The sequence below is a fragment of the Micromonospora sp. ALFpr18c genome, from assembly GCF_008868155.1.
Classification (GTDB): domain Bacteria; phylum Actinomycetota; class Actinomycetes; order Mycobacteriales; family Micromonosporaceae; genus Micromonospora.
In genome coordinates this window covers 1-23,453 of record NZ_WBKR01000038.1, presented here as the reverse complement: position 1 = coordinate 23,453, position 23,453 = coordinate 1, and the positions used below count along the sequence as shown (strand labels likewise).

Here is a 23,453-nt window from a genome sequence, read left to right as displayed (position 1 = left end):
CGTTCCCGCGCCGGGTAGGGCGTCCTTGTGGTCTTGGAAAGGACGTTCTCTGTTATGACGACCACTCTGTTGTCCCGCCCCGTACCGGACGAGCTCGGCGTCGCCGAGGTCACCGCCCTCGCGGACCCTGCGGGCCTGCTGGTCCGGGCCCAGTACCTTGACCCCCGTGAGCTGGTCGATAACCCACGCAACCTGCGTACGGACGTCGGTGACCTGAGCGATCTGACCGCCTCGATGGCGGTCGTGGGAGTTCTCTGCCCGTTGGTCGTCATTCCGGTGCCGGAGCGGCCGGATGCGTTCCAGTTGATCATCGGGCATCGCCGGAAGTACGCGGCGATCGAGCTCGGCATGGAGCAGGTGCCGGTGTGGGTCGCCTCCGACGAAGGTGCTGCGGCGCAGATCGTCGCGCAGCTCGCCGAGAACGGCCACCGGGTGGGGCTGACCCCCACCGAGGAGGCTGAGGCGTTCCACCAGCTGACGTTGCTGGACTGGTCGCCCGAGCAGATCGCCACCGTGCGGGCGATCCCGACGGCCAAGGTGAAGCAGACCTTGAAGCTGCGGGAGTTGCCGCAGGCGGCGCGCGGCGCGGCCGACGCCGGCACCCTGACGCTGGAGGATGCCTCTGCGCTCTCCGAGTTCACCGAGGATCCGGCTGCCCTGGATCGAATCTTGAAGGGCACCGGGTCGAGTTGGGGGTTCCGGCACGCCATCGCCGCCGAGCGGTCGAAGCGGACCTTCGCGGCGGCGAAGGAGCGGGCGAAGGCGGAGTTGGTGCTCGCCGGGGTGAAGGTGACGTCGAAGCCGAAGGGCTACCCCTACAGCGGTACGGCCGTGGCCGCCACGCAGCTCGCCGACGCCAACGGCAACCCGCTCGACCCAGAGATGTTTCCCACGTTGGCGGGGATCGCAGCGTTCGTTGAGAAGATCGGCGACCATGCCCAGACGACTTTCTACTGTGCGGAGCCGGACCGGTATGGCTACCAGCGCCTGAGCTACGGCAGTCGTCGGGGCGTCACGGAAGAGGAACGTGCCCGCCGGGAGGCAGCCGAGCAGGCCCGCGCCGAGTACCTCGCTGGTCTGACAGTCGCGGCGGAGGTACGGCGGGAGTTCTACCGCAACGCGTACGGGTCGGCGCGGGCGGTGAAGCGGCTCTTCCTGGAGGCGCTTCGGGCCACTGTCGTAGAGGGGCTGCGGTTCCACGACGTCGACGGCCTGTACGCCACTCTCGGTGGCGTCGATGGTGCCGCTGCCGTGGTGGCTCGGGAGGACAAATTGCGTCGCTGCCTGGTGGCGCAGTGGATCTGCGTCCAGGAACGCAACCTCGGCTACGCGGCCCGCGACGAGACGTGGGCGTTGGATGACGAGGCGGCGGTGGCGTGGCTCGACCAGCTCGTCGCGGACGGCTACACCCTCTCCGAGGCGGAGACGACGCTGCGGGATTCGCTCGGCCGTGACCCGCAGGACGAGCTGCCCAACGACGAAGACACCGACGAGTCCACGGCCGCAGACGCCGAGGATCCAGATTTCGGCGATGTCGATGCGGAGACCGAGCAGGCCGACGGCGTCGCTGCGGACGACGACGTGCTCGCCGCACCGCACACCGCGCAGGAGCCCGAGCCCGAGGCGACGGAACCCGAGGCAACGGGCCCCGAGGCCGATGACCTCTCGGACGCCGATGAACTGGCCGACGTCGAGAAGCAGACGTTTGACGACGGACCCGTAAGCGGCAAGTCCTGATCTGAAAATCCGCTATCGGCGGGGGTCCACGCACTGCGCGTAGGCCCCCGCCGACTCGCGTGCCAACCCGACTCCGCAGCGGAGCGAGGTCACTCACCGCGCCAGCTCTCGACATTTCCGATTGGAGCCCCGTGTCCACTGACGCCGACTTGGTGTCCGAGGTCGATGACCCTGAGCGCCGTCTGGCGCTGATCCGCCAGCGGGAGATCCTGCTGGCGTTCGAGGAGTACGGACCTGGCTATCACCGGGTCACCGGTGACGGCTGCCGGTACGTCGCCGAGATCGTCAACGCCATCCCCGCCGAGTGGGAGTGGATCTACGCCCATGCCCGGACCCATCCCGAGGTGCTGATTCAGGCTGGGCCGGCCCGCAGCCCCGCGCGATGGCGAGAGCTGCGCCGCGAGCAGGGCGAACTGGCGTTCCGCGCCGCCGACGCCGCGTTCACCGCCGGCGACACCGCCGGCGCCCTGGACCACCTCGACGAGGCCCGCGCGCTCGGCACCCTCGGGCCCGAGCAGTGGGAGCGACTACGCCTGGCCGTCATGACCGCCGCTAACGCCGGCCGCTGACCCCCTCAACGAACTCCCCATCTCCAGACTCTTCTCGAAGGGATCCATCCCTCATGTCTTCGATGATCACTGTTCCGGCGCACCGCAACGTCGACCTCGACCAGCTACGCCGCATGCTCACTGACCAGTCCACCCGGGCCTTGGACGTCAAGGCCGGCGCCGGGCGGATGCGCGCCGTCGCCGGCAACCTCGTCCTGGACGGCACTGAGCCGCAGCTCGGCCCGGAGGGGGTGACGATGACCTCCGGCACGTACACAGTCAACGATGTCGCCACCGCCGGGCTCGCCGACAAGCTCGGCATCCCCGTCGCGTATCTCCGGCGTCTCGCCGCCGAACACCCCGACCTGTTCGACGACAACGTCAACGGCTGGCTTGCCCGCGACCCCCGCAGCTTCCTCATCCGCTGCCTGCGCAACGACACCGGCGGTGGCATCGTGCGGGCGGTTCTGTCCGACCGGTACCACCGCATCGACAACCTCGACGTACTCTTCGCCGCCCTCGACGGGATCCGGCGCGCGAACGTGCGGGTCCAGTTCGCCGGATGCGACCTGACCGACCGGCGGATGTACCTGCGGGTCTACTCCCCTCAGGTGCAGGTCGCCGCGCCCCGCCTGCTGGCCCGCTACCGGTCCCCGTTCGACGGGCGGGCCGGCTCCGAACTGCCGATCGTCTCAGCCGGGTTCCTGATCTCGAACTCGGAGACCGGGGCGGGTGCGTTCAGCATCGCTCCGTGGGTGCGCTTCGAGGTGTGCCGCAACGGCATGGTCATCCGCCGCAACGCCCTGCGTCGTACCCACATCGGCTCCCGCATGACCGGCGGAGACGGGGTCGTCACCGCCTCCGAGGAGACCACCCGCCGCACCCTCGACCTGATCACCTCCCGCACCACCGACGCCGTCACCGCCTTCCTCGACGCCGACTACATCACCGAGGTCCTACGCGAACTCGACACCGCCGCCGGCACCCCCATCACCGACCCCAACACCACCCTCAAGATCGTCGGGCAGCGGCTGCGCTACAGCGAGGACCAGCAACGCGACATCCTCGCCCACTTCATCGCTGGCGCCGATCCCACCGCCGGTGGGGTCATGCACGCCGTCACCTCCGTCGCCCAGACCCTTTCCGACGCTGATGCTGCCCACGGTCTCGAGGCCACGGCCGTCCAGGCCCTGCACCTCGCCGCCACCACCGCCTGAAACCACCTCTCTCGCACATTCGCGCGCCCGGACACATTCGCAGGTCCGGGCGCGCGCCGTGTACTCGCCCAGGAGCCATCCTCATGAACCACACATCTCCTCGCTCCCGATCCGACGACGCTCGACAGCAGGACACAGAGCCGTTCGTGATCATGGATTGGATGCAGTTCCGTCTCGCCGTCGGCGCGGCCCTGGCGCACGGTCCTGCCCGCGTCGACCAGATCCTGTTCACCACGGACGGACCTGCGCTGCTCACCGTGGTCGGCGACGACGGGGCCGTGTATCAGCTGACCTACGACGTCAACCGGGCGCGTACGTGGGTCATCGCTGTCCAGGCACCCGGCGAGGTCCGGCGGCCGGTTCGCGGCGCGGCCTGCGATCAGGTCGGGTTCCGTCTCGCAGGCGGCCACCCGCACCTGGTCTACGAACTCCTCGCCCTCGCCCACCACCCGACGACCATCGTCCGCGGCACCCTGGCGGACTTCCCCGCGCAGGTGCCGCGGTGACTCCCCTCGCCGGCTACCGCGATGCCGTTGGCGAGAGGGGGCGGGGCCGGTGAGCGTCGACGTGGAGGCCGTTGCACACCTGGCGAGCCGGGACCGGCGACTGGCCCGCCAGGTCCTCTCCACCCAGCACGCCCAGGCCGCCGAGGAAGCGAGGATCGCCGCCGCTGACGCCGCGATGCAGCGTCAACTCCAGGCAGCAGAGCGGCAGCAGCACCTCGCCGCCCAGACCCGCACCACCCAGCGCCGCGAGGCCGAGGAGAGAGCCGCCGATCAGCAGGCCCGCGCCCGCGCCGCCCGGCAGCGGGCAGCGCGCTGGCGGCACCGAGCCGCTTCGCTCGTCGGGTACGTGCGGGGGCACGCCGATGACGTCTACGCCGCCACCATGTACGTCCTGGCTGTCGTCGGCGCCGTCTACGGACAGATCACCGCAGCCCAAGCCCGCGGCTGGCCAAGCCAACCTCGTCTTCTAACGACTTGGTGCGCGATAGCTGAGTGACCCGCGCCGATCATGAGGGTGGCCGTGCGGCACGATCATGATTGTGACGTCAAGACCAGGCCGCACGGCCATGTCGCATCGTATCTTCACCGGTATCCCACGACGCAGACTGGCCAAGCTGATCGCCGAACTGGCCGAGCCGTGGACCGCTCAGCAGGAGTCCCGGCTCCACGATCGACGCGGCCGGGACCGGCTCCGCGCCGAAGGCGCCGGCCCGAACCACGACCTGCCGTTCACCGACCGGGTCATCGCCACCCTGGTCGTGCTGCGTTTGCAGCTACCGCACGCCGCGCTGGCCCTGCTCTACCGGGTGGACCGGTCCACGATCACCCGAGCCGTCGGCGAGGTCCGTCCGCTGCTGGCCGCCCGCGGGTTCGCCGTGCCCGGCAAGCCCGGCGTACGGCTACGGACCCTGGCCGACGTGTTCGCCTACGCTGCCGCCGATGGCGTCGAACTGCGTATCGACGGCACCGAAGTCCAGGTCCGCCGCCCGAAAGCAGGCAGACCCGGCAGGCGCGCGTTCGTCTCCGGCAAGAAGAAACAGAACACCGGCAAGGCCACCGTGATCAGCGACGACAAGGGCCGGCTGCTGTGGTGCGGCGCGGTCCGCCCCGGACGCATGCACGATGTCACCGCCCTGCGCACCGAGGGCATCGAAGACCTCCTGCAGCAGTACCCCCAGGTCAAAACCCAGGTCGACTCCGGCTACCAAGGCCTGGCCCGCGACTACGCAGACCAGGTCACCGCCCCGCCGAAGAAACCCGGCAACACCACCGACGACACCCAGCACGCCGCCTACGAGACCGCCCGGCACGCCCAGTCATCCCAACGGATCTGTGTGGAACACGCCATCGCCGAACCCAAGCAATGGCGACCACTACAGCGCTATATCGGACGCCGCGACCACTTCGAAGACACCATCCTCGCCATCGCGGGACTGGTGTCCGACCGCGCCGCCGAACGGTGAACCACACCCACCGAACCGCCCACGCGAGCCTGACCAGACATCAATCGCGCACCAAGTCGTAAGTCATCTCCAAACGCTACGAGAAGGGCTCGACCCTGCTCACCGCGAACAAGAGCTTCGGCGAATGGGGCCAGGTCTTCGGCGACGAAGTCCTCGCCACCGCCATCCTCGACCGCCTCCTGCACTGCGACGTCGTCGCTATCAACGGACCCAGCTACCGACTCAAGAACCGCCTCACCGCCATCGACGGCCACGCCAACGTCGCCTGACCTGGCCACGTTCATCCGTACCTGCCTGGGGACGCACGCCCGTACGCCGACACCGGCGGACCGCCGCGAGGCGCAGCCAGGTCCGGAGGCTGGCACGCCGCACGGTCTGCGTCGCATCCCGGCGGGGGTCCTCGCATCTCTGACCTGGCTCGCCGAACACGGCACAAGCCGCCCGGCTCACGCCCTACCCCACCCACAGATCCACCACGAGACAGGACATGTCCCGGACCAGTCCTCATCACCACAGGACCGCGCCTGCACCGAGCCGGACCCCACGTTCGCTTCAGGGCAAGCGTTCCCGGTGCAGGCCCGGACCCGGCCAGCGCCGGACGCTGCGCTATCCGCAGCGGACGTCGGCCCCGCCCTCCGGCTCCGGGGGCACTCCTGCGGCGTCGGCCGTCGAGACGGACGACCGAGCGAAGTCCGGAGTGCCGGTGGCAGCGGACCGGGACCGCGAGAGACGCCCTCGACGGTTTCCGGCCCGCAGCCCACAGAATCAGCCGGGCGCTCGACGCGCCGGGACGGTGCCGACCGGCTACGGCCACGGTCGGTACCCGACGTTACGGACCTGATAGATCCCGGACGTCGAGTCACGGACCACCTGAGCGCTCACGGCGTGACGCTGTCCCGGTCGGTCCTGATCGAAGGACTGCGCACCGATGGGGTCCGCGTTTCCACCGACCGTGCCACCGCTCTCCTCGCAGCGCTCCGGGCTGACTAACCGGCAGTCCTCCCGTCGCCGGCGTTGACCCAGTTCCGCAGCGCCTCTTGATTAACGCAGAGTTCCTGGCCGACCTCACGCAGTGACCGGCCCGACGAGCGGACCAGATCAACAGCGTCCCTACGGAACTGCTCGGGGTACTTCGATGGACATGGCACCAGGCCATCCTTCCCCAGACCACTGTCTGGGCTCAGGGTGTCCGGTCCGCAGGGGGAACCTCACGTCGTCCAGGCGAGTCAGCAGCCGCCACACCGTCGTGCCCACCGGCACCCCATGATCGAAGCCGAGCCGGTCGCGGGCCTGCTCATCCAGATCGTGCAGCCAGTCGGTGATCGCGGCGAACGACGACGCGCCAGCCAGGACCGCGCAGACCGCGACCGCGAGCAGAGCCGACAGCGGATACCGCACCCCACGCGGGTCACGGGGGTCCGGGACCGTCGACAGGACCTGCATCAACCCGACGCAATCACTCTCGGTGACCGCAGGTGGTGTTGTGTCAGGGGTACCGCCGGCGACGGCGGACAGTGCGGGGATCGGGCATGATGGCATCGGCGGGTGAGGTCCTCGGGTGTCGTGAAGCGTAGAGAACTCCATGATCACCGACGCGATCTCACCCGCTCTTCCGGCCTCCACAGAGGCCAATCACCACCCAGATCACCAGCTCAGAGCACCCGCGGACCGACTACGCAATCACCCTGGCTTGCACTCCAAGCCTTCGGCCAGGCACGGGACATCTTTTCACGACCAACCAAGGTCATTGCACGCACGGTGGAGTATCCCGTCCCACCAAACCACCAAGATCAAATGCTACGACCGGCTGAACCTGCCATCACTTCATTAACGAGCCGTCCGGAAAGAGCACCGTCAGCGTCTGAGTGCCTCGGCGGGAACAATTTTGGCTGCTCGCACCGCTGGGTAGGCACCGGCGAGCAGGCCGATCAGGACACCAACGGCCGGTGCGGTGAATACGGTCCAGGGGGCGATTATGGGGCTCCATTGCTGGGCCGCACTGACGCCAACTACCGCGATGACTCCGATCGCCGCTCCGCTCAGGCCGCCAATGCTGCCGAGCAGCGCACCCTCCGCGAGAAACTGGGATGCGATATGATGCGGGCGGGCTCCTAGTGTCCGGCGTAGTCCGATCTCGGTGTATCGCTCTAATACTGCCGTCATGGTCGTGTTGGCGATGCCGACCGCGCCGATAACGAGGCATACTGCCGCCAGACCGAGGAAGAGCGAGCTGAGGTCGGTGGAAACCTGGTCGTGTAGTGCGCGAGGGTCCGGTGGCGGGGTGACCTTGAAAGCTTCTGGGGCGTCGGGACGCAATGCCACGGCGATTTCCTCGGCCACAGTGGTGGCTGCGCCGATGCGGGTTTCGATGAGCATCTTGGCTGGCGCTTCGGCTGTGGCAGGCCCCCAGTACAGCTCTGCGGTCTTCCGTGGAACGAGGACAGCGAAGAGTAAGTCGGGCTGGCGGTCGACGTTGTCGAGTATACCGATTACGGTGAACGGAATACCGCCAACGAAGATTGCGGGTCGAAGCCGTAGGTCAGAGATGTTCAGGCGGCGCGCAGCGGCACTGCCGAGGACGACGACCCTCTCGTGCCGGAGATCGAGTGCCTGGTCGTAGAGCCTACCCTCGCCGACAGTGGGGCGCACGGCTCGCAGTAGGCCGGGCGAGGCTGCCACGACTGGAATGTCCATGTCGGCATCCTGCCCGAATAGGGGTACACCGTTGACCGGTAGCCCTTCATCGAGGGTGACGGGCCACCAGACGCCAGCGTTTCGTACGCCAGGTAGCCGTTCCGCGCGGGCATCGGCGTCCGCGACGAAGGAGCTTTCGTCGGGGGCCCAGTCCAAGCCGCCAACATCTCCGACGATCACCTCGGTGGCGGCCAGAGCGGTGAAACGTTTGCTGATCTGCCCACTCGCTGTTGCGGTCAGTCCGAGCACCGTGACAAACGCCCCGATCCCCAATACCGTGCCGAGGGCGGTGAGCGTGGTGCGGGTGGGTCTAGCGACTACGGAGGCGACAGCCTCGTTAAACAAGTCACGCATCGCGAGCCGGGATTTTGGTATGGCCGTGGCTGCGGTCACGAGAGGACGCCATCCTTGATCGTGACTAACCGGCTGGCCCTAGCCGCGACCGATGGATCATGAGTAATGACGACCACGGTAAGGCCCGAAGCGGCGACTTTATCGATGAGGTTAAGTACGACTGCCGCATTGTCGCTATCGAGGTTCCCGGTGGGTTCATCGCACAGCAGCAGGCTTGGGTTGCCTGCCAGCGCTCGGGCGATAGCCACTCGCTGGCGCTCACCGCCTGACATCTGATTTGGTAACGCATCGGACCGATGCGCCAGCCCGATCTGTTCCAATTTAGCACGGGCGATCTCTTGCCTGCCGGGAACGGCTCCTTGGTAGAGCAGGGATAGGCCAACGTTCTCGAGTGCACTGCGGTGCGCGATTAGGTGGAAGGCCTGGAAAACGAAACCGATGCGGTGCGCTCGTATCGCCGTGCGGTCGCGATCAGCCATCCGCGTCGTTTCCACTCCATTAAGCAGGTAACTGCCAAAGGTTGGCCGGTCCAGCAGCCCCAGAATGTTGAGCAGGGTTGACTTGCCAGATCCTGAAGGGCCCATGATTGCAACATGTTCGCCTTGTTCGACGGTGAGGTCGCAAGGACGCAACGCCGCTACGGACGGCGGCCCGGGATAGGTCAATCCGGCACCCTGGAGTTGCAAGGTCGGGAACGGGATAAGCTTTGGTTCAGTCATGCCCGCCGACAACTACGGTGTCGCCAGCATTGAGGCCGTCATCGCTTCGGGCTGCTTCAACAGCAACGTAGCCGTCGCCCGATACACTTGCCGTGACTGCTACTGGCACGTCGGCTCCCCCAGCATTCACTCGCAGCACGGCTACCTGTCCATCGGCGCTGGTGTAGAGCGCGGAAACCGGCACTACGAGAACCTCACCGTCGGTCGACGCAGCCTCAACGGTCAGGCGGACATCCTCTCCCAGCAGGCCGCCGAAAGACGCTTTTGCGGTGGGTCGGATCACCATGGGGTAGGATCGGCCGCCTGCGGCTGCATCTTCGGTCAGACCACCGATCGCACTAATAGTGGCATTCACTGTCTTGTTGCTCAATTCCGACACAACTCGAACCGGCATGTTTTCTTTAAGAAGGCCACGTTGTGCGCCGTTCAGTTTCGCCCGCACCACCAGTTGTCCGCTGGACAGCGTTACGAGCGGTGCCTCGACGCGGGCACCGACCTTGGCCTTGAGCGTGTCGACCCTGGCCGGGAAGCTGGGTAGGAAGACTACTTCGCTCGCTGGTAGCGCGGGTCCATAGCGGATCTGCACGTCATTGCGGGCCATCTCTGCTGCCTTGAGATCCTCTGTGGCATAGGCCAGCGCGAGCCGGGCGTCTGCGATCGCGTTGGCGCTTCGGGTCGGTGCTGGTGACGCATTGGCCGTCAGAAGTCGGCTGAGGTTTGTGCGTGCTTGTTGTGCTGCTCGTTCAGCGGCGGTGACTGCTCGTTCGGCGGCGTCTACCGCGTCGGCCGTTGCCGCCGGGTTCATTGGTACGTCGTACCCGAGCGATGAGTAGAACGCGGACAACGCCTTCTTCGTACCGGACCCGAACGTGCCGTCCACGTCGGCCGACTGGTGGCCCAAGCCTCTGAGCGCTTTTTGTAGCTGTGCGACGTCTCGGCCCGACATTCCCGGCCGCAGGTCACGGTATACCGGTATGTCGCCGGAAAGCGCGATCAGCGGTCGTCCCGCAACTTCTAGGATCACCTGCCCGACGCTCACGTCAGTGCCGACGCTCACCCGAACAGCGGTCACCACCGGGATGCTGTCTCCTACCGCTGGCGTCACCTCGAACGTCCCGCCCGCAACCACCGTGCCACGCAGCACCACGGTGTCTCGCAGCACCCGCCGCTCGACCTGGGCGGTTAATCGCGCCGACGATGGCGCCGCAGCTTCCGCAAGCGCATCTTGCGGCGATTTGACGAACCGTGTCGCGCCGACACCAATAGCTGTCACCAGGACGGCCGCACATAACAACAACCCGAATGTACGATGACCTCGCATGGGACGGCTACACCCGTGCCGGGGCCGTGGGCGAGCCCGTCTCAATGGCAGGTTCGGTGGAAGGGCGGAAGCCGCGTAAGGTAGCGATACATGTGTCAAACTGTGTGGCTGCAGCCGGGTCCGCTGAACTATCGAAGAGCACGGTGTCCCGTGGCAGATTCAGGCCCGCGGCTCCCATGCAATTGAGGAGGCCAAAGAACAGTGTGTTCCCGGGCTCGTCCGTCGCCTCTTCCCGTGAGTCGTCATCGAACGCCCCGACACTGACGAGCAACTCCTTGTGGGCCGTCGCGCAGGTGCGCCGAGCGCGTTCGGTCGTGTCGGGCACGGTATCGTGAGCCACTACCCAGACACCGATGACCTCCTTGACGGTCACACCGGCACCCCGTAGGCAGTCCGCATACTTGTTGGCCAAAGGTCGAGGTGGTGGGACCAGGCCCGTAAGGGAAGAGGGCTCCGCGCCGTCCGCGCCTGACGCCGATGGCTCGGTTGTACATGCGGAGGCAGCTAGGCCGAGCGCTAGGATCACGACTGCCAACAATGCACGCCTCATGAGCTCACGACCTCAGCGGCATTCCGCAACCTGGTTTCCAACAACCGCTTCGTCGCCGCTAGCGCCTCGCCGTGCTGCTCTATGGCTCGTGACTGATAGGCACCATCGAGAGCAGCCCAAATGTTCACCAAATTCGTTTTCTTCTTGCAGCCCACGTCTGCGGTTGCCACGGCGATCTCGGCCGCTGAGGCGGCCTCTCCCGACGCGAACTGGACGTCATCGTTAGCATCGAGAGGATCGGAATAATCGTAGCCCTCCTGCCCCATGCACGCCTTCCACTTAACGAAGGTAGCGACCATGCGACTATCATTACGAGCCCGGTTCAGCGCCTCAGCTTTAAGATTCTGCGCCAAGTTCGCGTCCGCTTTAGCGGCCTCACCCTCGGTGAGTTTTCGTCGAGCCTCGCCGGTGCAGCCCCCGTCGGGAACTGGCTGCCCTTGATACGAATTTTGCCCCTTGCCGGTAAGTACGGATGAGGCGGCTGCGGAGATTTCCGGCTCCTTTTCCCGCTCGACAACATATTTGGGAGGCAGCCGATAGCCGTACGTGGCCGCGTCTTCGACGCTGGTTATGCCATAACGACGCTCATTCATGGCCATCGACCTCGGCCTGCCCTCGGGCACAGAAAGTTCGAAACCGAATCGTCGCAGGCAGCCGAGCTTTAGCCTATTCTCTGCATTCAACAAGGCTGAAGCCTGTTCCCGTGTTGGCAAATAGGTGTCAAGCGGGAGGGTGAGCGTCTTGACATCTGAGATAGCAGTCACAGTGATGTCAGGCTCTTCTTGGCTCGGCTCACGACCATCATCGCTGCACGCCGCGAGACCGAGCACAACGGCACCAACCACAGCAATCCGTACGAACAACGTTTCCACAACCACTTCCAGGTTCGGATGAAGTCAAAAGGTGACTTCGGCCGAACAGGAACATTCGGCCGAAGTCGATCACAAATTGCGTTTAGAAATCGTGGGAAGAGGCTATATTGTCGAATTGATAATCAGACAGCTTCGACCAGCCCGACTGGGTGTCGATCTGAAGCTCGGCACCGACGTAGTTGGCGGCCGAGTGCAGATGCACATCTTGCCAAGCGGCATTGTTCTCTGCCGACGACACCGTGTCGTTGAGACTAGTGCTCGAGTTGTAGTAGGTGTTTCCCTGGTAATTGGCGTCATTGTCGTAGTTGTCATCGTGGTCGCCCGAGTAAGACGAATTGTTGTACAGGCAGACCTCGCCAGTCTCACAGCTTCCATTGTGCGAGGTGGCGAGTGCGGGAGTTGCCGCCACGAGACTCGTTGCAGTGCCGAGCATGGCTAGCACGGCACTGCGGATGATAACCTTACGTACCTTCATCTCTCTCCTTGTCCACTTGCGGTGAAGGTGCGGTGGCCGCGGCGTTGCCTCGCTGCGGCCACCACCCGATGTACTGGGCGCGCCAATCACTCCCATGGCAAGATGCGCCACTTCGGGTAGATCGACTGGCAAAGCGTAGCATCACCGATCGATGCATGGAAGATTCACGAGCACTGACTGTGAACGATGCATCGCCGAGAGGAAGGCCCTGACGACGTCACCTCTGCTCACAGCCCCTAGCGGGGCATGGCCTCGCGGTTCACTCCTCCCTGGCCCTGGTCTGTCGCGTGCGAACGAGATACCCGCCCACCGTGATGAGTGCGGTCAGCAGCGTCAACCCGCTGACGATGATCTGATGCCACAGCCCTGTCCACCCAAATGGCACACCGCCACGGGCGCCGACGAGATGCTGCCCGTATGGCGTAATCGGGTGTAGCAGGAACAGGAAGATGCCGGAGGCGGCGACGAGCGCGGCAACGAGTAGCGGGAACCGCCGGGGCACGGGCGCCAGCCCGGCCAAGCGGATGGCCAGCCAACGAGACGCCAGCAGTACGACGGCGAGCAGCAACATTATGACGCCGGTCCGGGCGCTGCCGTTCCCGGTCAAGACATCGACGCCGCATGCCGCGATGCCGTCGGGGACCGGGTCGGTTCCTTGCTCGACGCACCGCGGCAGTCGCTCGGGATGTAGACGTAACTGGATTGCCACATCCAGCGTCTTGGCCAGACGGATCGCGGCGAGCATCAGCGCGGCGAGTCCAATCAGTAGCCAGGCGCCGGAGAGCATCACAGCGCCCGAGGCGACTCGATGCGTCCGACGAAGTTGGCCGGCGATACGGGCCGGCGGTCCGAAGCGCGCGACGGCGTTGCGCTCAGCCTGCCGGGCCGGCACGCCCTGTGTCAGCTCGTCGGCGACGGCGTCGCGCAGGTGGTCCTCGACCTCGGCCAGGGCCCGACGACCAGCCGCGCCCGTGCCGGCGAGCCGGTTGAACATCTCGTCGAGGTGGCGATCGACATCGCCTGGAGCCTCGGGCCTTTTTCGGTCGGAAACGTCGACGCCAACGTCCACGCCCTCTTCCTCGCTCCTCATGCCCACCCTTCCCTGACATCGGGTTCCACGATGGCCTGTACACCCCGCGCGAAAGTGCGCCACTCCCGCCGTTTCGCGGTCAGCGCGGCGGCTCCTGATGGCGTGAGCCGATAGACCCGGCGGCGGCGGGGCTTCCCCGTATACCACTCGCTGTCTATCAAGCCATCACGCTCCAGTCGGTGCAGTGCGGGGTAGACCGTGCCCTCCGGCAATTTGAAGGCGCCGTCAGACCGGTCCCGGAGCGCAACGATCAGCGCGTATCCATGCACCGGTCCTGTTTGGTGCAGGGTTCCGAGCAGTAGCAGGTCCAGATGCCCACGCAGCTCCATGCCTAGCAACCTAGGCATAGGCTTCCTAGGTGTCAATCTACCCGTGCAACTTGGCCTCGGCCCTTCGCGCGCCAGGACTCAGCCTCGGCGGAGTTGGCAACCTCGTTGTCCAACGCTTCGCCGGCTCGGCGTTGGCAGCCCTTCGCGGATCGACGACGACATCGTCGACGAGTTCGACCTGCCCCGATTGTTGGCCGTCGAGCGCGACGATGCCGGCCAGCGAAGACCTTCTCTGTGGTCCGTAACGGCCGACGGGCGAATCCGGGCATCGGCCCCACCTGCGTTCCGCAGCTTCGCTTCGATATAGTCCGCGAATCTGGGGCTTGAGCTGGGCAAACACGGGTGGCCCGGTGACATGGCGTGTCACTAGGCTGTGGTGTTGATGCTGGTCAGGCAGGTGTGGGTGTCGCGTTGAGGACGCGGGGCGGCTCGGTGATCTTCAGCTTGGCGAACAGGGCCTTCTGGGGCTGGGACAGTTCGGTGCGCTGGCAGAACGTGCCGGCGGGGCGGTGAATACGCCGATGTGCAGCCGCTCGATGTCTGCGCGGATCTTGGGCCAGGTGTGGCCGGTGGTGGTCTCGGCGACGCGGATGAGCAGCAGCGCTAGCCAGCAGAGCAGGATGTGGGCGCGGATGCGGTCCTCGCGGCGGTGGTAGACCGGCCGCAGGTCCAAAGTGGTCTTCATATCGCGCCAGCCGCGTTCAACCTCGAGGAGCTGCTGGTAGCCCAGGGCGATGTCCTCGGCCGACAGCTTCGGGTCGGAGCAGCGCAGCAGGTACTTGCCGTCCAGGCGCTGCTCGGCCTTGACGGCGGCGGCGTCGACGCGCAGCAGGCCCTTGGGGGCGACGCGCAGGTAGCGGTTGAGGCCCGGCTTGGTGGAGATCGCCCCGCGCAGCTCGGCGCGCTTCGTCGGGCTGAGCTTGTCCGATCCGTCGATCTTGTCGGTGAGGTGAGCGATCAGCCGTTCACGCACGGCGGCGTCGCGCTGGGCGGCGTCGGGGTTGTAGCAGATCACGAACCGGTCGTCGGTGCCGATGTTGACGTCTTTGACCTGCAGGTTGTCGGCCACTTGGGCGTAGCGGCCCTGCCTGGCCAGGACGGCGTCGGCCTCGGCGGTGCCGGCGCGCAGCCTCTCGCCGAGGATGTAGCCGCCTGCGCCGGCCTGCAGGAAGCGCCGGTTCTCGGCGGAGGCGAACCCGCGGTCGGCGACCCAGACGACGCGGGCGAGGTTCCACTCGCGCATCTCGGTCTTGACCTGGCGGATCAGCGCCGAGTCGCCGGTGTCGCCGGGCCAGCACCACACCCGCACCGGGATGCCGGTGCGGGTGACGGCCATGCCGACCACGACCTGGGGCAGGTCGTCGCGGTGGTCCTTGCTCTTGCCGTGGGTGCGGAACCCGGCCTGCTTGACCGCGGCCGGGTCGTCTTCGGCCACGACCTCACCCTTGTCGTCGCGCAGTCGTCCATCGCCCGGTAGCAGGCGTCGTCTCCGACGTTCGGCAGGCCGGGCAGGTGCACGTCGTGGCAGACCCACTCCGACGCGGCCAGCTTGCTCGACGGCTTGAGCGCACGGTTGGCGACCAGCGCGAACAGCACCCGTTCGATCCGCCGGAGACATTGCTGGTGCCCGACGCCGGCCAGCAGGTGCAGATCGCACCCGGCGTGGTGGTCGACTCGATTCAACTGCTGCGATGGATACGCGGCGAGCAAGCACTTAATGGCATTGACGCGGCGCAGTACGAGACTCCCGCGGCTGAGTCACTCGAACCGTCCGGCCGCGGGGTCCCGCAACAGCTGCGCGACGAGTTTCTGACCAGGACGCAGGCCGCGTTCGACGGCTTCTTCGCCGACAGCGACGAGATCCGCCGCAAGACGCGCCAGCAGGTCCGCGAGGTACTGGGCGAAGTCCGCACCGCCGCCGCCGACGGCGCACCCACTGAGGAGCTACTCGCGATGATCGACGGCTTCCTCGGCCGGCTGGAGTAGCCAACCGGCACCAACGCCTCTGCGCGTAACAGACCACTCGTGACCTGCGGCTTGGTCACGAGCCGATAGCCCGTACCCGACAATCCGCGGCGCGCTATCGGCTGACGTCCAAGTGAAAGACCGAGGTTAAGCCGTCAGGGTGGGGCCAACTGAGGCCGTCACAGCCAGGCCATCGGTCTTCGACATCGACGCGGCCAAGGCTCTGATCGCCTCGGCGCCTCGTGACACCCTGTCCCTCGACGTCACCACGTGGTCGACCGCGTACGGCCTACATCACCTCGACAAGCCGAATCCGCGGACGGCTAACCTCATCGGTCCGACCAGCGGCACCCTGAACGGACCTCCGCCCTGGCCACACCACTGATCGTGACGCAGATCCACATCACCGGCCAGCCACCCGCCCCACTGCTCATCGGCGGGACACACCGGCTCGACCGAGCCTGGCGCGAGCGGGTGCCACAGCTACCCACCTACCTGCTCACCACCGCAGAAACTGGCCAGATCAAGTCGACGCGGTAGACAGCGCATCCAGGGATCTCCGAACCGCCCGCTTTCGATCGAAAGCATAGCAGGCGCTGGCACCTGCGCTCATAGCAGCCGAAGCCGCCCTCGCCAGCTTGGACCGGGTGCAGGTGCAACAGCGGGACCTTCACGCGCTACGCAGCGGCGGTCAGCCGGTGTGCGTACTGGCCCTCGATCCTGACCGGCCGCGGCTGGCCCCGCACGGCCCACCGGCGCAGCCGCTCGTGATCTTCGAAAGTTGGCCGGGTGTGCCCGTGCAGGGCCGCGCCGATCGGCCGGTCGGGCGGATCGGGCCAGCATCGCCCACCCGGCGACCCCGCCCGCTCGATGCAGACCGAGGTCGAACGTCGATCGACGCTGCCCGCAGGCAAGCCCGTGATGCGAGCGCATCCCAGCGAACCAATCCGTGGGGCGCAAAGCACTCTCCCGACCGTCATCCCTCTGGCCCGTCCGGCTCGTGCAGCTTCGCACCGGCAGCGAGGTCCAAGGCGGTCCCCTGCAGCTCACCACGCACACGCCAACGACCTGTGCCTGTGGACCGAAGACTTCACGGCCGGCCACACCAGCCACGAAGTCTCGCTTGGCGATGCCGCCCACCTGATCGCCGCCGGCCGGCGGCGCCCTCACCTCAAGAACCTTGGAAGCACCCATGACTGAACTTCACTGCGTGGCCCTGCCTGACCCGTACGGCGAACTGACCTTCACGCAGACCCCGGACCTCACCAGCGGGCAGGTCCGCTACGTCATCTCCGGGCGCCGCGCCAGCGGCACCTTCACCATCGAGCCCGCCTTCGCCGACGACGAGTTGATTCCAACCCGGATCTGGGTCCGCTGCGGCCACGAACCCACGAACCCGGTCAACACTGGCCCGCTCATCAATCGCCCGGTGATCAACGGGATCACCATTGCGGGAATCGCCGACTTGGACCCGGATCAGCAGGAGCCGGTCCGGCGATGGCACCTGACGGTCTACCGCGCCGGCAGCACCAGGGTCGCTGACCTGGTGCCGGACAGGACCTCGGAGTACGCCGCCGCGATCATTACTGTCCTGCGCACCATGTGGGCCACCCACCCACTGCGCCATACCCTCGTCACCACTTGGGCGCGGCTGTGCGCCGAGCAGCGCGCCGAGCACCTCCTACGCGACGAGCTGGCGCACCGCTACCGCAGACGCGACGAACTCTCCGCCGAGATCCACCACTACGAGCGGCGCGTCGCCGACCTTCGCACCCTGGCCACGGCCGGCGCCGATGCCGGATCCAGCAGTGGCAACGGACAGCCTGCACTGCGAGCGACACAGGTTGGCACCGCCCACGCCATTGGCGTCGGAAGCGGGGCCTGACCGATGACTTTCGACGATTTCGTGGAATTACCGGATCTGGGCCGCGTCCCGGTGACCGAGCAACGGCGTCCGGGCGGCGTGATCGCCTACCGCGTTTCGGCCGCTGAGCTGTTTGGCACTGTCGTGTTCAAGCCGGACGTCCTGGATCAGCAGCTCGTCCCTGACCGGGTCATCGTGCAGCTCGGCGACGGCGAGCATGTGCTCGCCACCCACGTGACGAACCTGCTCGTCGTACGCGGCATCACACTCGTCGGCGGCGGCGACGCGATAGACCTCGACACGACATCCTGGCCGCTGCGGCTACGCCTGACGCCACTGAAGGCCGCCGACCGGGCGACGGCCGGTGGCGCGGCAGCCGTCCGCCGCGCCGTGGCGCTGTGTCAGCTGCTCGCCTCCCGCTACCGGTCGCTGGACCGGCTCGCGCTGATGCGCGCCGCCGCCCAACACACCGCCGGGCCCCGCCTCAAACGCTGGGTGCACCAGCAGATCCTGATCCCGCCTCAGATGCATTCCGGCACCGGCGAAGAGCTGGCCGCGGCGTACCGCTTCGCGGAAGCGCTGCAGCAGTGGTCACCGCTACCGCTGCTCCCGACGCCTCCAGCGTGCGCGTGCGCAGGTGCGCTGCCCTGCGTCTCACCGGACACCTACGTCACGGCTGACGACGAGGGCGACTGGCTGACCTGCCCGACCTGCGACCAGAAAACCGTGATGGTCACGCCCGGGACGAGCGTGGGGGCACTGCTCGGTGACCACGCCGCGCACACCTGCCGCCCTGACCTGCCCTGATAGCCGTGTCACCGGCCGGATCAGCCGCAGCCGGCAGCGGCTCCACACGGCTCTCGACCCATGCCATTCCGTCGAGGTCGTCGCCCCGCCGGCCCGCGCCCCCTGACGACGAGCCGGTCCCACCCCGACCGGAGGATCCCTCAACCGATGTCTCACTCCACCTCTTCCCATGACGATCCATCCCCGGAGTACGGGCCGGATGTCGCCATTGGCACGTCGATCGGCCTGCGGCGAGAGATGGCGTGCCGCGTCTGCCGACGGATCCTGAACACCTACTTCGACACGACCGGCCGGCTCCGGCACCTACACCCCGCCACCCGAACCTCCTACGACCACGACCCGGACCCCATCCCGAGCGCGGAGGTGGCCGGGGTGGCGCGGTCCTGCGATTTCTGCAGCGACCGATACCCGGTCTTCCGGCTCGACAGCGGACCGGTGCAGGCCCTCGCTTTCGGCGAGGACCACAGCAGCGTCCATGACTTCGGCACCACCTGGTCGGCGTGCATCGCCTGCACTCTGCTCGCCCAGACCGGCAAGAACGAAGCCCTGACCCAGCGGGCGGTCACCCGGATGAGGTGGGCGGATCCAACGATCGCGGCCGAAGCCGTCCGCGCCATCCACGCCGGCGTCGTGGGCACCCTGCGTCCAGGGCGGACCCTGCTCACCGACGTCCACTGGCCCCACAGCCCGATCACGGCCACGGCGCTGCCGAAGGTCCGTGACCGACTGACCGACCTGCTTACCGGACCAGACCGCATCGACCTGCTTCAGGTCCGCCAGCGACAGGACATCGCCGCCAGCCTGCAGGGCGGGCGGCTCTACGCGGTCGACGACGAGTTCACCGACCTCGCCTGCACCGCCGCCGTGGACCTCCCGGCGACCGTCCTCGACGTCGAGGACCTCCCCGCTCCCCACGGGCTACTGCTCTGGGCCGCCGCAGTCGCTGGAGGTGTGTGCGCCGCGTCGTGGGCCAGCATCGACGACGGCATCCAGATCGTCTGCTACCGCGCTATCGGCGGCACCGACAGGATCGAAGACGCAACGGCGGTACAGGCGCTGCGGGAACAAGTCGGCTGGCTGATCCCCGTCGACCACCAGCTCATCACTGCCAGGCGGCCCATGACATCCGCTGACGGCGCATTCGCGGTATTGGCCGCGACGTGGCTGCTCATCGCCCAGCGCACCGGAGAGGCCGTGTCGGTCCCCGCGGACAGGTCTATCCGCAAGGCGTACGAACGAAGGCGGCGGCCCACGCCGCAGGTGCGGCTGGTGCGCATCCGCAGCCGGCAGAACACCAGCCGGCGCGAGACCGGGTCGGGCGAGTCCCGGCAGCCGCAAGCGCAGCGGCAGTGGATCAGCGGCTACTGGCGCTCCCAACCGCACGGCCCTGGGCGTGCACTACGAAAGGACGTCTACGTCTTCGCCTACCTCCGCGGCCCTACCGATGCGCCTATCGCCGCGAGCACCACTGTCCGAATCCTCGCCGGCGAACGCCGACACCCGAAGCCGCAGTAGAGCGGCCCTCCGGGCGACCGCAGCCGGTCTCGTTTCTACCCGTACTCGATCAAGGAGCTTGTCGTGTCTCACGTCCCCACCTTCACAGTCCGGTCGCAGGCGGAACTACTGGGCCTGGTGCCCTACCTCCTGGGCTATCACCCCGAGCAGAGCCTCGTCGCCCTGTTCCTGAACGCCGACTCGACAGTCGCCGTCGCGGCCCGGGTCGACCTCGCCGCCCCGATGGCGCAGGTCGTCGACGCCTTCCGCGACGTCGCCGATCGGACGGCGGCGCAGACCCTCGTCCTCGTCGGCTACGGCAACCGGGACGTCGCACCGACGGTCACGGCGGCAGGTGACGCCTTGGCCGCGCGCCTCACCGTCAGCCAGACACTCCTGGTGACCAACGACCGCTTCTTCTGCCTCGACTGCCCTTGCAACGCCACCGAGGGTGTCAGCTTCGACGCGAAGGCGACCACGACTGCCGCCCAATCGACCGTCGAGGGCCTCGTCGCGCTACCGAGTCGCGACGCCCTGCTCGCGCTCACCGATCCCGACCCGGCACAACAGGCCGCCGTCGCCACAGCCATTGCCGCCCTACCGCCTGCCTCCGTCGGGCCGACGGCGCTGCGAGCACTGCTCGACCAGGCCCGGAACGGCCACCGCCTCACCGTCGAGCAGGCCGCCCGCCTGGCGATCCTGCTGACCGATCAACAGAACCGAGACACGGTACGGCGGGCCACGTCGGGGGCGATGTGGGAGCGGAATCTGTGGCTGGATCTGACCCGCCGTACCCCCGACGAGTACGTCACCGCCCCGGCAGGTCTCGCCGCCTGGTGCGCCTGGCAACTCGGCGACGAGACCCTCGCTCTCGCCGCAGCCCGGCGGGCACTCACCGTCGACCCACAGGACCGGATAAGCCGCATCGTGGCGCTCGCCGCCAGCAGGCACATACCCGCCCGCGACCTGGCCTTCCTCGGAGCCCGCGACTTCGACGCCGCGCGCGCCGAGTGACGCGTTCCCCGTCGCGCCTCCGCACAGCCAGCCCTCCGGGCCGAAGCAACCATGCCCCGACCTTGATCCATCCCGCCCGCACCACTGCCTCTGGAGTACCTCGTGACGCCGCAAGCTGCCCTGACCAACACCGGCCTGATGCAACGCCATCGCACCCCGACAGTCGCCGACGACGGGGTTCTGCGTTCGCACCACACGACGAACGGACAGCAACACCCGGACACAGCGATCGTCGACGCGCTCACCGCATTCCTCAACCGTGAAGCCGAGCCATCCGGCGCAGACGCGTTGGAACTGATGAGCAGCCTCATCGACAGCAGCGGCCGGCCGCTGCTGGCCGAAACCTGGGACGTCAACGCCGCGGTCAGCGAGGACCGATACGGCGTCCCGACCGCCACGATCACCGCCGGCCCCGTCTCCATCACCGTCACCCCGGTCCCCGGCGCCGCTGCGCCGCTCAGCGTCGCGATCGCCACCGAGAACGGTGAGTACGTCAGCCTCGACCTCACGGTCAACCAGCACCCCGTCCACCATCCCGCCATCCTGGCGCCATGCCCGGCCTCGACAGATCCGTCGGGCCCGAACCGCGCCCATGACCACCAGAGGACGCTCCGATGACCACCCCGACCCAAGCCCACGGACCGACCGCCGCACCAGCCACCCAACCGCCCCCACCGCAGGACCTGCGATCCGAGCCCGTCCTCAACGTGGCCCTTCGTTACGCCGCCGTCGGTATCCCCGTGATGCCCCTGCACACTCCCCAGCGTGCTGGTGGCTGTAGCTGCCGGCGGGCACTCGCCTGCCCGTCGCCCGGCAAACACCCCAGGCTGCGGCACGGGCTGCGAGAGGCGTCCACCGACCCCACTCTCGTACGGCGATGGTGGACGAGATGGCCCGACGCGAACGTCGGCCTCGCCACCGGCACCCTGCTCGACGTCTGCGACATCGACACCGCAGACGGACTCCGAACGGTCACGACAATCCTCGACAACGCCCGCCCGAAGGGGCCCGTCGTACGAACCGGATCCGGGTGGCATCTCTGGTTCGCCGCGATCGGGCACGCCAATCGCGTCGGCGTGGTGCCCGGGGTGGACTGGCGTGGACGCGGCGGACTCGTCGTCGCACCGCCGTCGCTGCACCCTACCGGCCGCCGGTACACCTTCACCCAACAGTTCGACCGCGTCCTGCCAGACTGCCCACCGGCCCTTCGGCGACTGTTGTCACCACCGCCGGCCTCCGAACCGGCTACCGCATCACCGGCTGCTGCGGCTATCTCGGAGCGGATCGAGGACCCCGACCGGTACGGGCTCGCCGCGCTCAACGGCGAGATCGGCAGGATCCTCGCCGCACCCCGACCGATCATCCGCGGCGGACAGCGGATCACCGCCGGCGGCCGGAACACGGCCCTGCACCTCGCGGCATTCCGCCTCGGACAACTCGCCGCGCACGACGGGCTAGACGCACAGGTGGTGTGGCCCCGGCTCGCGGAAGCCGCGCACACGGTCGGTCTGTCGGCGGCTGAGGCTCGCGCGACGATCGCCTCCGGTTGGCGATCCGGGCTACGCCGACCCCGCGCAGTAACCCGGGGGCGACAACCGCGCAGCAGCGGTACGAGCCCTCACCCAGGGCGCCGCCTTCGTCTCGCTGTCACCAGTCGTCCTTCGACATGAAGTCGTAGCCGCCGTTGTCGATCGTGTCCTCCATCGCCCGTACGATCTCGTCGTCGCTCAACTCCGTCGCCGAGCTTCGGGCAGGCGGCGCCTCGTACGCCGGGCCGCAGCCCGAGCAGCGTCGCAATGCGACTGTCGACGACGGCGCTCATCCTCCGGCAGTCCCGCCCAGCGCGTCACTTGGGCACGGACCCTGCTGCCTGCTCACACAACCGGCGGCCTGGGTCGCGATGGTAGGCGATGAAAGAGGCCCGTGTCGGCCAAGCCCGTTCGACATCGAATTCTGTCAGCGGCCCAGCCGCGGCCCCGACTTGGCCGGTTGGAGACGGCCGCGGGCCACCAGTTCGACAGTGAAGACGACGGCGACGGCCTCCACGGCCAGGAGCCCGACGAGGACCACCAACTGCGTCACCCCGGCGGCGAGAGGGCTCGCTCCGCCGAGCAACACGCCGACGAACGCGCCGGGCAGGGTCACCAGGCCCACCGTCCGGGTCTGATCGAGTGCCGGGACCAAACGCCTGTCCGGCCGCCGGACGGCATACCAGCAGCACGGCGTCTCGGGGCAGGAGGCCCAGGGCCAGGCCGGCCTCCACCTCACCGCGCCGACTGGTCAGCTCGTCGACTGCGCGGCGCCCGGCCAGCGACGTCGCGGTCATCGCCCCGCCGATGAGGATCCCCGCTACCGGGATGATCGCGATGCCGCGTATCGGCACCAAGCCCGCCACCAGCAGCCCCGCCACCACCAGCATGCTCCTGGCCCTTAT

General features: G+C 67.6%; 27 protein-coding genes and 1 pseudogene. 15 read left to right on the top strand and 13 right to left on the bottom strand.

The features are described 5' to 3' along the window. Positions 1–54: 54 nt before the first annotated feature. The 7 genes from F8271_RS10080 (at position 55) to F8271_RS10050 (ending at position 5,740) form a co-directional block, all read left to right on the top strand. Positions 55–1,737, top strand: a complete 1,683-nt coding sequence (locus tag F8271_RS10080; protein WP_151489432.1) for a ParB/RepB/Spo0J family partition protein — start codon at positions 55–57, stop codon at positions 1,735–1,737. Positions 1,738–1,889: 152 nt separating this feature from the next. Continuing rightward, positions 1,890–2,306 carry a hypothetical protein gene (locus F8271_RS10075; RefSeq protein WP_151489431.1) on the top strand — a complete coding sequence of 139 codons (417 nt, stop codon included), beginning with the start codon at positions 1,890–1,892 and terminating at the stop codon, positions 2,304–2,306. Positions 2,307–2,368: 62 nt separating this feature from the next. Next, entirely contained in the window at positions 2,369–3,502 is a 1,134-nt protein-coding gene (locus F8271_RS10070) for a DUF932 domain-containing protein (RefSeq protein ID WP_225854367.1), read from the top strand. Positions 3,503–3,663: 161 nt separating this feature from the next. Beyond that, positions 3,664–4,008: a hypothetical protein gene (locus F8271_RS10065; RefSeq protein WP_151489429.1), complete on the top strand. Its 345-nt coding sequence runs from the start codon at positions 3,664–3,666 to the stop codon at positions 4,006–4,008. A gap of 49 nt (positions 4,009–4,057) precedes the next feature. Then, the gene (locus tag F8271_RS10060; RefSeq protein ID WP_151489428.1) at positions 4,058–4,504 is read left to right on the top strand and encodes a hypothetical protein; all 447 of its coding nucleotides are present in this window, start codon (positions 4,058–4,060) and stop codon (positions 4,502–4,504) included. A gap of 70 nt (positions 4,505–4,574) precedes the next feature. Next, entirely contained in the window at positions 4,575–5,471 is an 897-nt protein-coding gene (locus tag F8271_RS10055) for a transposase family protein (protein WP_192580226.1), read from the top strand. A gap of 65 nt (positions 5,472–5,536) precedes the next feature. After that, entirely contained in the window at positions 5,537–5,740 is a 204-nt protein-coding gene (locus F8271_RS10050; protein ID WP_305069477.1) for an ATP-binding protein, read from the top strand. A 717-nt stretch (positions 5,741–6,457) separates the two neighbouring features. Here F8271_RS10050 and F8271_RS34140 read toward each other — a convergent pair. From F8271_RS34140 to F8271_RS09995, 10 genes are all read right to left on the bottom strand, one after another. Beyond that, positions 6,458–6,619 (bottom strand): transposase, encoded by a 162-nt coding sequence (locus F8271_RS34140; protein ID WP_192580225.1) that lies wholly within the window; start codon positions 6,617–6,619, stop codon positions 6,458–6,460. Beyond that, on the bottom strand, positions 6,582–6,914 hold the full coding sequence (locus F8271_RS10040; RefSeq protein ID WP_225854372.1) for a transposase family protein: 333 nt from the start codon (positions 6,912–6,914) through the stop codon (positions 6,582–6,584). Before F8271_RS10040 ends, F8271_RS34140 begins: the two co-directional genes overlap by 38 nt. A gap of 411 nt (positions 6,915–7,325) precedes the next feature. Beyond that, positions 7,326–8,558, bottom strand: a complete 1,233-nt coding sequence (locus F8271_RS10035; RefSeq protein WP_225854365.1) for an ABC transporter permease — start codon at positions 8,556–8,558, stop codon at positions 7,326–7,328. After that, the gene (locus F8271_RS10030) at positions 8,555–9,238 is read right to left on the bottom strand and encodes an ABC transporter ATP-binding protein (RefSeq protein WP_151489426.1); all 684 of its coding nucleotides are present in this window, start codon (positions 9,236–9,238) and stop codon (positions 8,555–8,557) included. Before F8271_RS10030 ends, F8271_RS10035 begins: the two co-directional genes overlap by 4 nt. Then, entirely contained in the window at positions 9,231–10,559 is a 1,329-nt protein-coding gene (locus tag F8271_RS10025; protein WP_151489425.1) for a peptidoglycan-binding protein, read from the bottom strand. Before F8271_RS10025 ends, F8271_RS10030 begins: the two co-directional genes overlap by 8 nt. 546 nt (positions 10,560–11,105) lie before the next feature. Then, positions 11,106–11,981 carry a hypothetical protein gene (locus F8271_RS10020; protein WP_151489424.1) on the bottom strand — a complete coding sequence of 292 codons (876 nt, stop codon included), beginning with the start codon at positions 11,979–11,981 and terminating at the stop codon, positions 11,106–11,108. An 82-nt stretch (positions 11,982–12,063) separates the two neighbouring features. Beyond that, positions 12,064–12,456 carry a peptidase inhibitor family I36 protein gene (locus tag F8271_RS10015; RefSeq protein ID WP_192580224.1) on the bottom strand — a complete coding sequence of 131 codons (393 nt, stop codon included), beginning with the start codon at positions 12,454–12,456 and terminating at the stop codon, positions 12,064–12,066. Positions 12,457–12,715: 259 nt separating this feature from the next. Continuing rightward, entirely contained in the window at positions 12,716–13,525 is an 810-nt protein-coding gene (locus F8271_RS10005) for a permease prefix domain 1-containing protein (protein WP_151489421.1), read from the bottom strand. A 17-nt stretch (positions 13,526–13,542) separates the two neighbouring features. Continuing rightward, positions 13,543–13,875 (bottom strand): PadR family transcriptional regulator, encoded by a 333-nt coding sequence (locus tag F8271_RS10000; protein WP_151489420.1) that lies wholly within the window; start codon positions 13,873–13,875, stop codon positions 13,543–13,545. A 439-nt stretch (positions 13,876–14,314) separates the two neighbouring features. Then, the gene (locus tag F8271_RS09995) at positions 14,315–15,310 is read right to left on the bottom strand and encodes a transposase (protein ID WP_225854362.1); all 996 of its coding nucleotides are present in this window, start codon (positions 15,308–15,310) and stop codon (positions 14,315–14,317) included. 86 nt (positions 15,311–15,396) lie between these two features. Between F8271_RS09995 and F8271_RS09990 the strand changes: the two genes are divergently transcribed. The 8 genes from F8271_RS09990 (at position 15,397) to F8271_RS09960 (ending at position 22,689) form a co-directional block, all read left to right on the top strand. After that, positions 15,397–15,861, top strand: a complete 465-nt coding sequence (locus F8271_RS09990; RefSeq protein ID WP_192580230.1) for a hypothetical protein — start codon at positions 15,397–15,399, stop codon at positions 15,859–15,861. A 366-nt stretch (positions 15,862–16,227) separates the two neighbouring features. After that, positions 16,228–16,380, top strand: a complete 153-nt coding sequence (locus F8271_RS32300) for a hypothetical protein (RefSeq protein ID WP_192580223.1) — start codon at positions 16,228–16,230, stop codon at positions 16,378–16,380. 652 nt (positions 16,381–17,032) lie between these two features. Next, positions 17,033–17,725, top strand: coding sequence for a hypothetical protein (locus tag F8271_RS32295; protein WP_192580222.1), 693 nt, complete (start codon positions 17,033–17,035; stop codon positions 17,723–17,725). A 3-nt stretch (positions 17,726–17,728) separates the two neighbouring features. After that, the gene (locus tag F8271_RS09980) at positions 17,729–18,511 is read left to right on the top strand and encodes a hypothetical protein (protein WP_151489417.1); all 783 of its coding nucleotides are present in this window, start codon (positions 17,729–17,731) and stop codon (positions 18,509–18,511) included. A 363-nt stretch (positions 18,512–18,874) separates the two neighbouring features. Continuing rightward, positions 18,875–20,026 (top strand): hypothetical protein, encoded by a 1,152-nt coding sequence (locus F8271_RS09975; RefSeq protein ID WP_151489416.1) that lies wholly within the window; start codon positions 18,875–18,877, stop codon positions 20,024–20,026. Positions 20,027–20,089: 63 nt separating this feature from the next. Then, the gene (locus F8271_RS09970) at positions 20,090–21,019 is read left to right on the top strand and encodes a DUF4192 domain-containing protein (RefSeq protein WP_192580221.1); all 930 of its coding nucleotides are present in this window, start codon (positions 20,090–20,092) and stop codon (positions 21,017–21,019) included. Between the two features lie 102 nt (positions 21,020–21,121). Then, positions 21,122–21,637 (top strand): hypothetical protein, encoded by a 516-nt coding sequence (locus F8271_RS09965; protein WP_151489414.1) that lies wholly within the window; start codon positions 21,122–21,124, stop codon positions 21,635–21,637. Beyond that, positions 21,634–22,689 (top strand): bifunctional DNA primase/polymerase, encoded by a 1,056-nt coding sequence (locus F8271_RS09960; RefSeq protein WP_151489413.1) that lies wholly within the window; start codon positions 21,634–21,636, stop codon positions 22,687–22,689. Before F8271_RS09965 ends, F8271_RS09960 begins: the two co-directional genes overlap by 4 nt. Here F8271_RS09960 and F8271_RS32290 read toward each other — a convergent pair. The 3 genes and pseudogenes from F8271_RS32290 to F8271_RS33790 all read right to left on the bottom strand — a co-directional run. After that, a complete protein-coding gene (locus F8271_RS32290) occupies positions 22,667–22,816 on the bottom strand; it encodes a hypothetical protein (RefSeq protein WP_192580220.1) in 150 nt (49 codons plus the stop codon). The two genes, F8271_RS09960 and F8271_RS32290, sit on opposite strands and share 23 nt — an antisense overlap. 159 nt (positions 22,817–22,975) lie before the next feature. Next, positions 22,976–23,173 carry an ABC transporter permease gene (locus F8271_RS33795; RefSeq protein WP_255473666.1) on the bottom strand — a complete coding sequence of 66 codons (198 nt, stop codon included), beginning with the start codon at positions 23,171–23,173 and terminating at the stop codon, positions 22,976–22,978. A gap of 91 nt (positions 23,174–23,264) precedes the next feature. After that, positions 23,265–23,438, bottom strand: a pseudogene (locus F8271_RS33790) (ABC transporter permease); the annotation flags it as partial. Between the last annotated feature and the right edge of the window lie 15 nt (positions 23,439–23,453).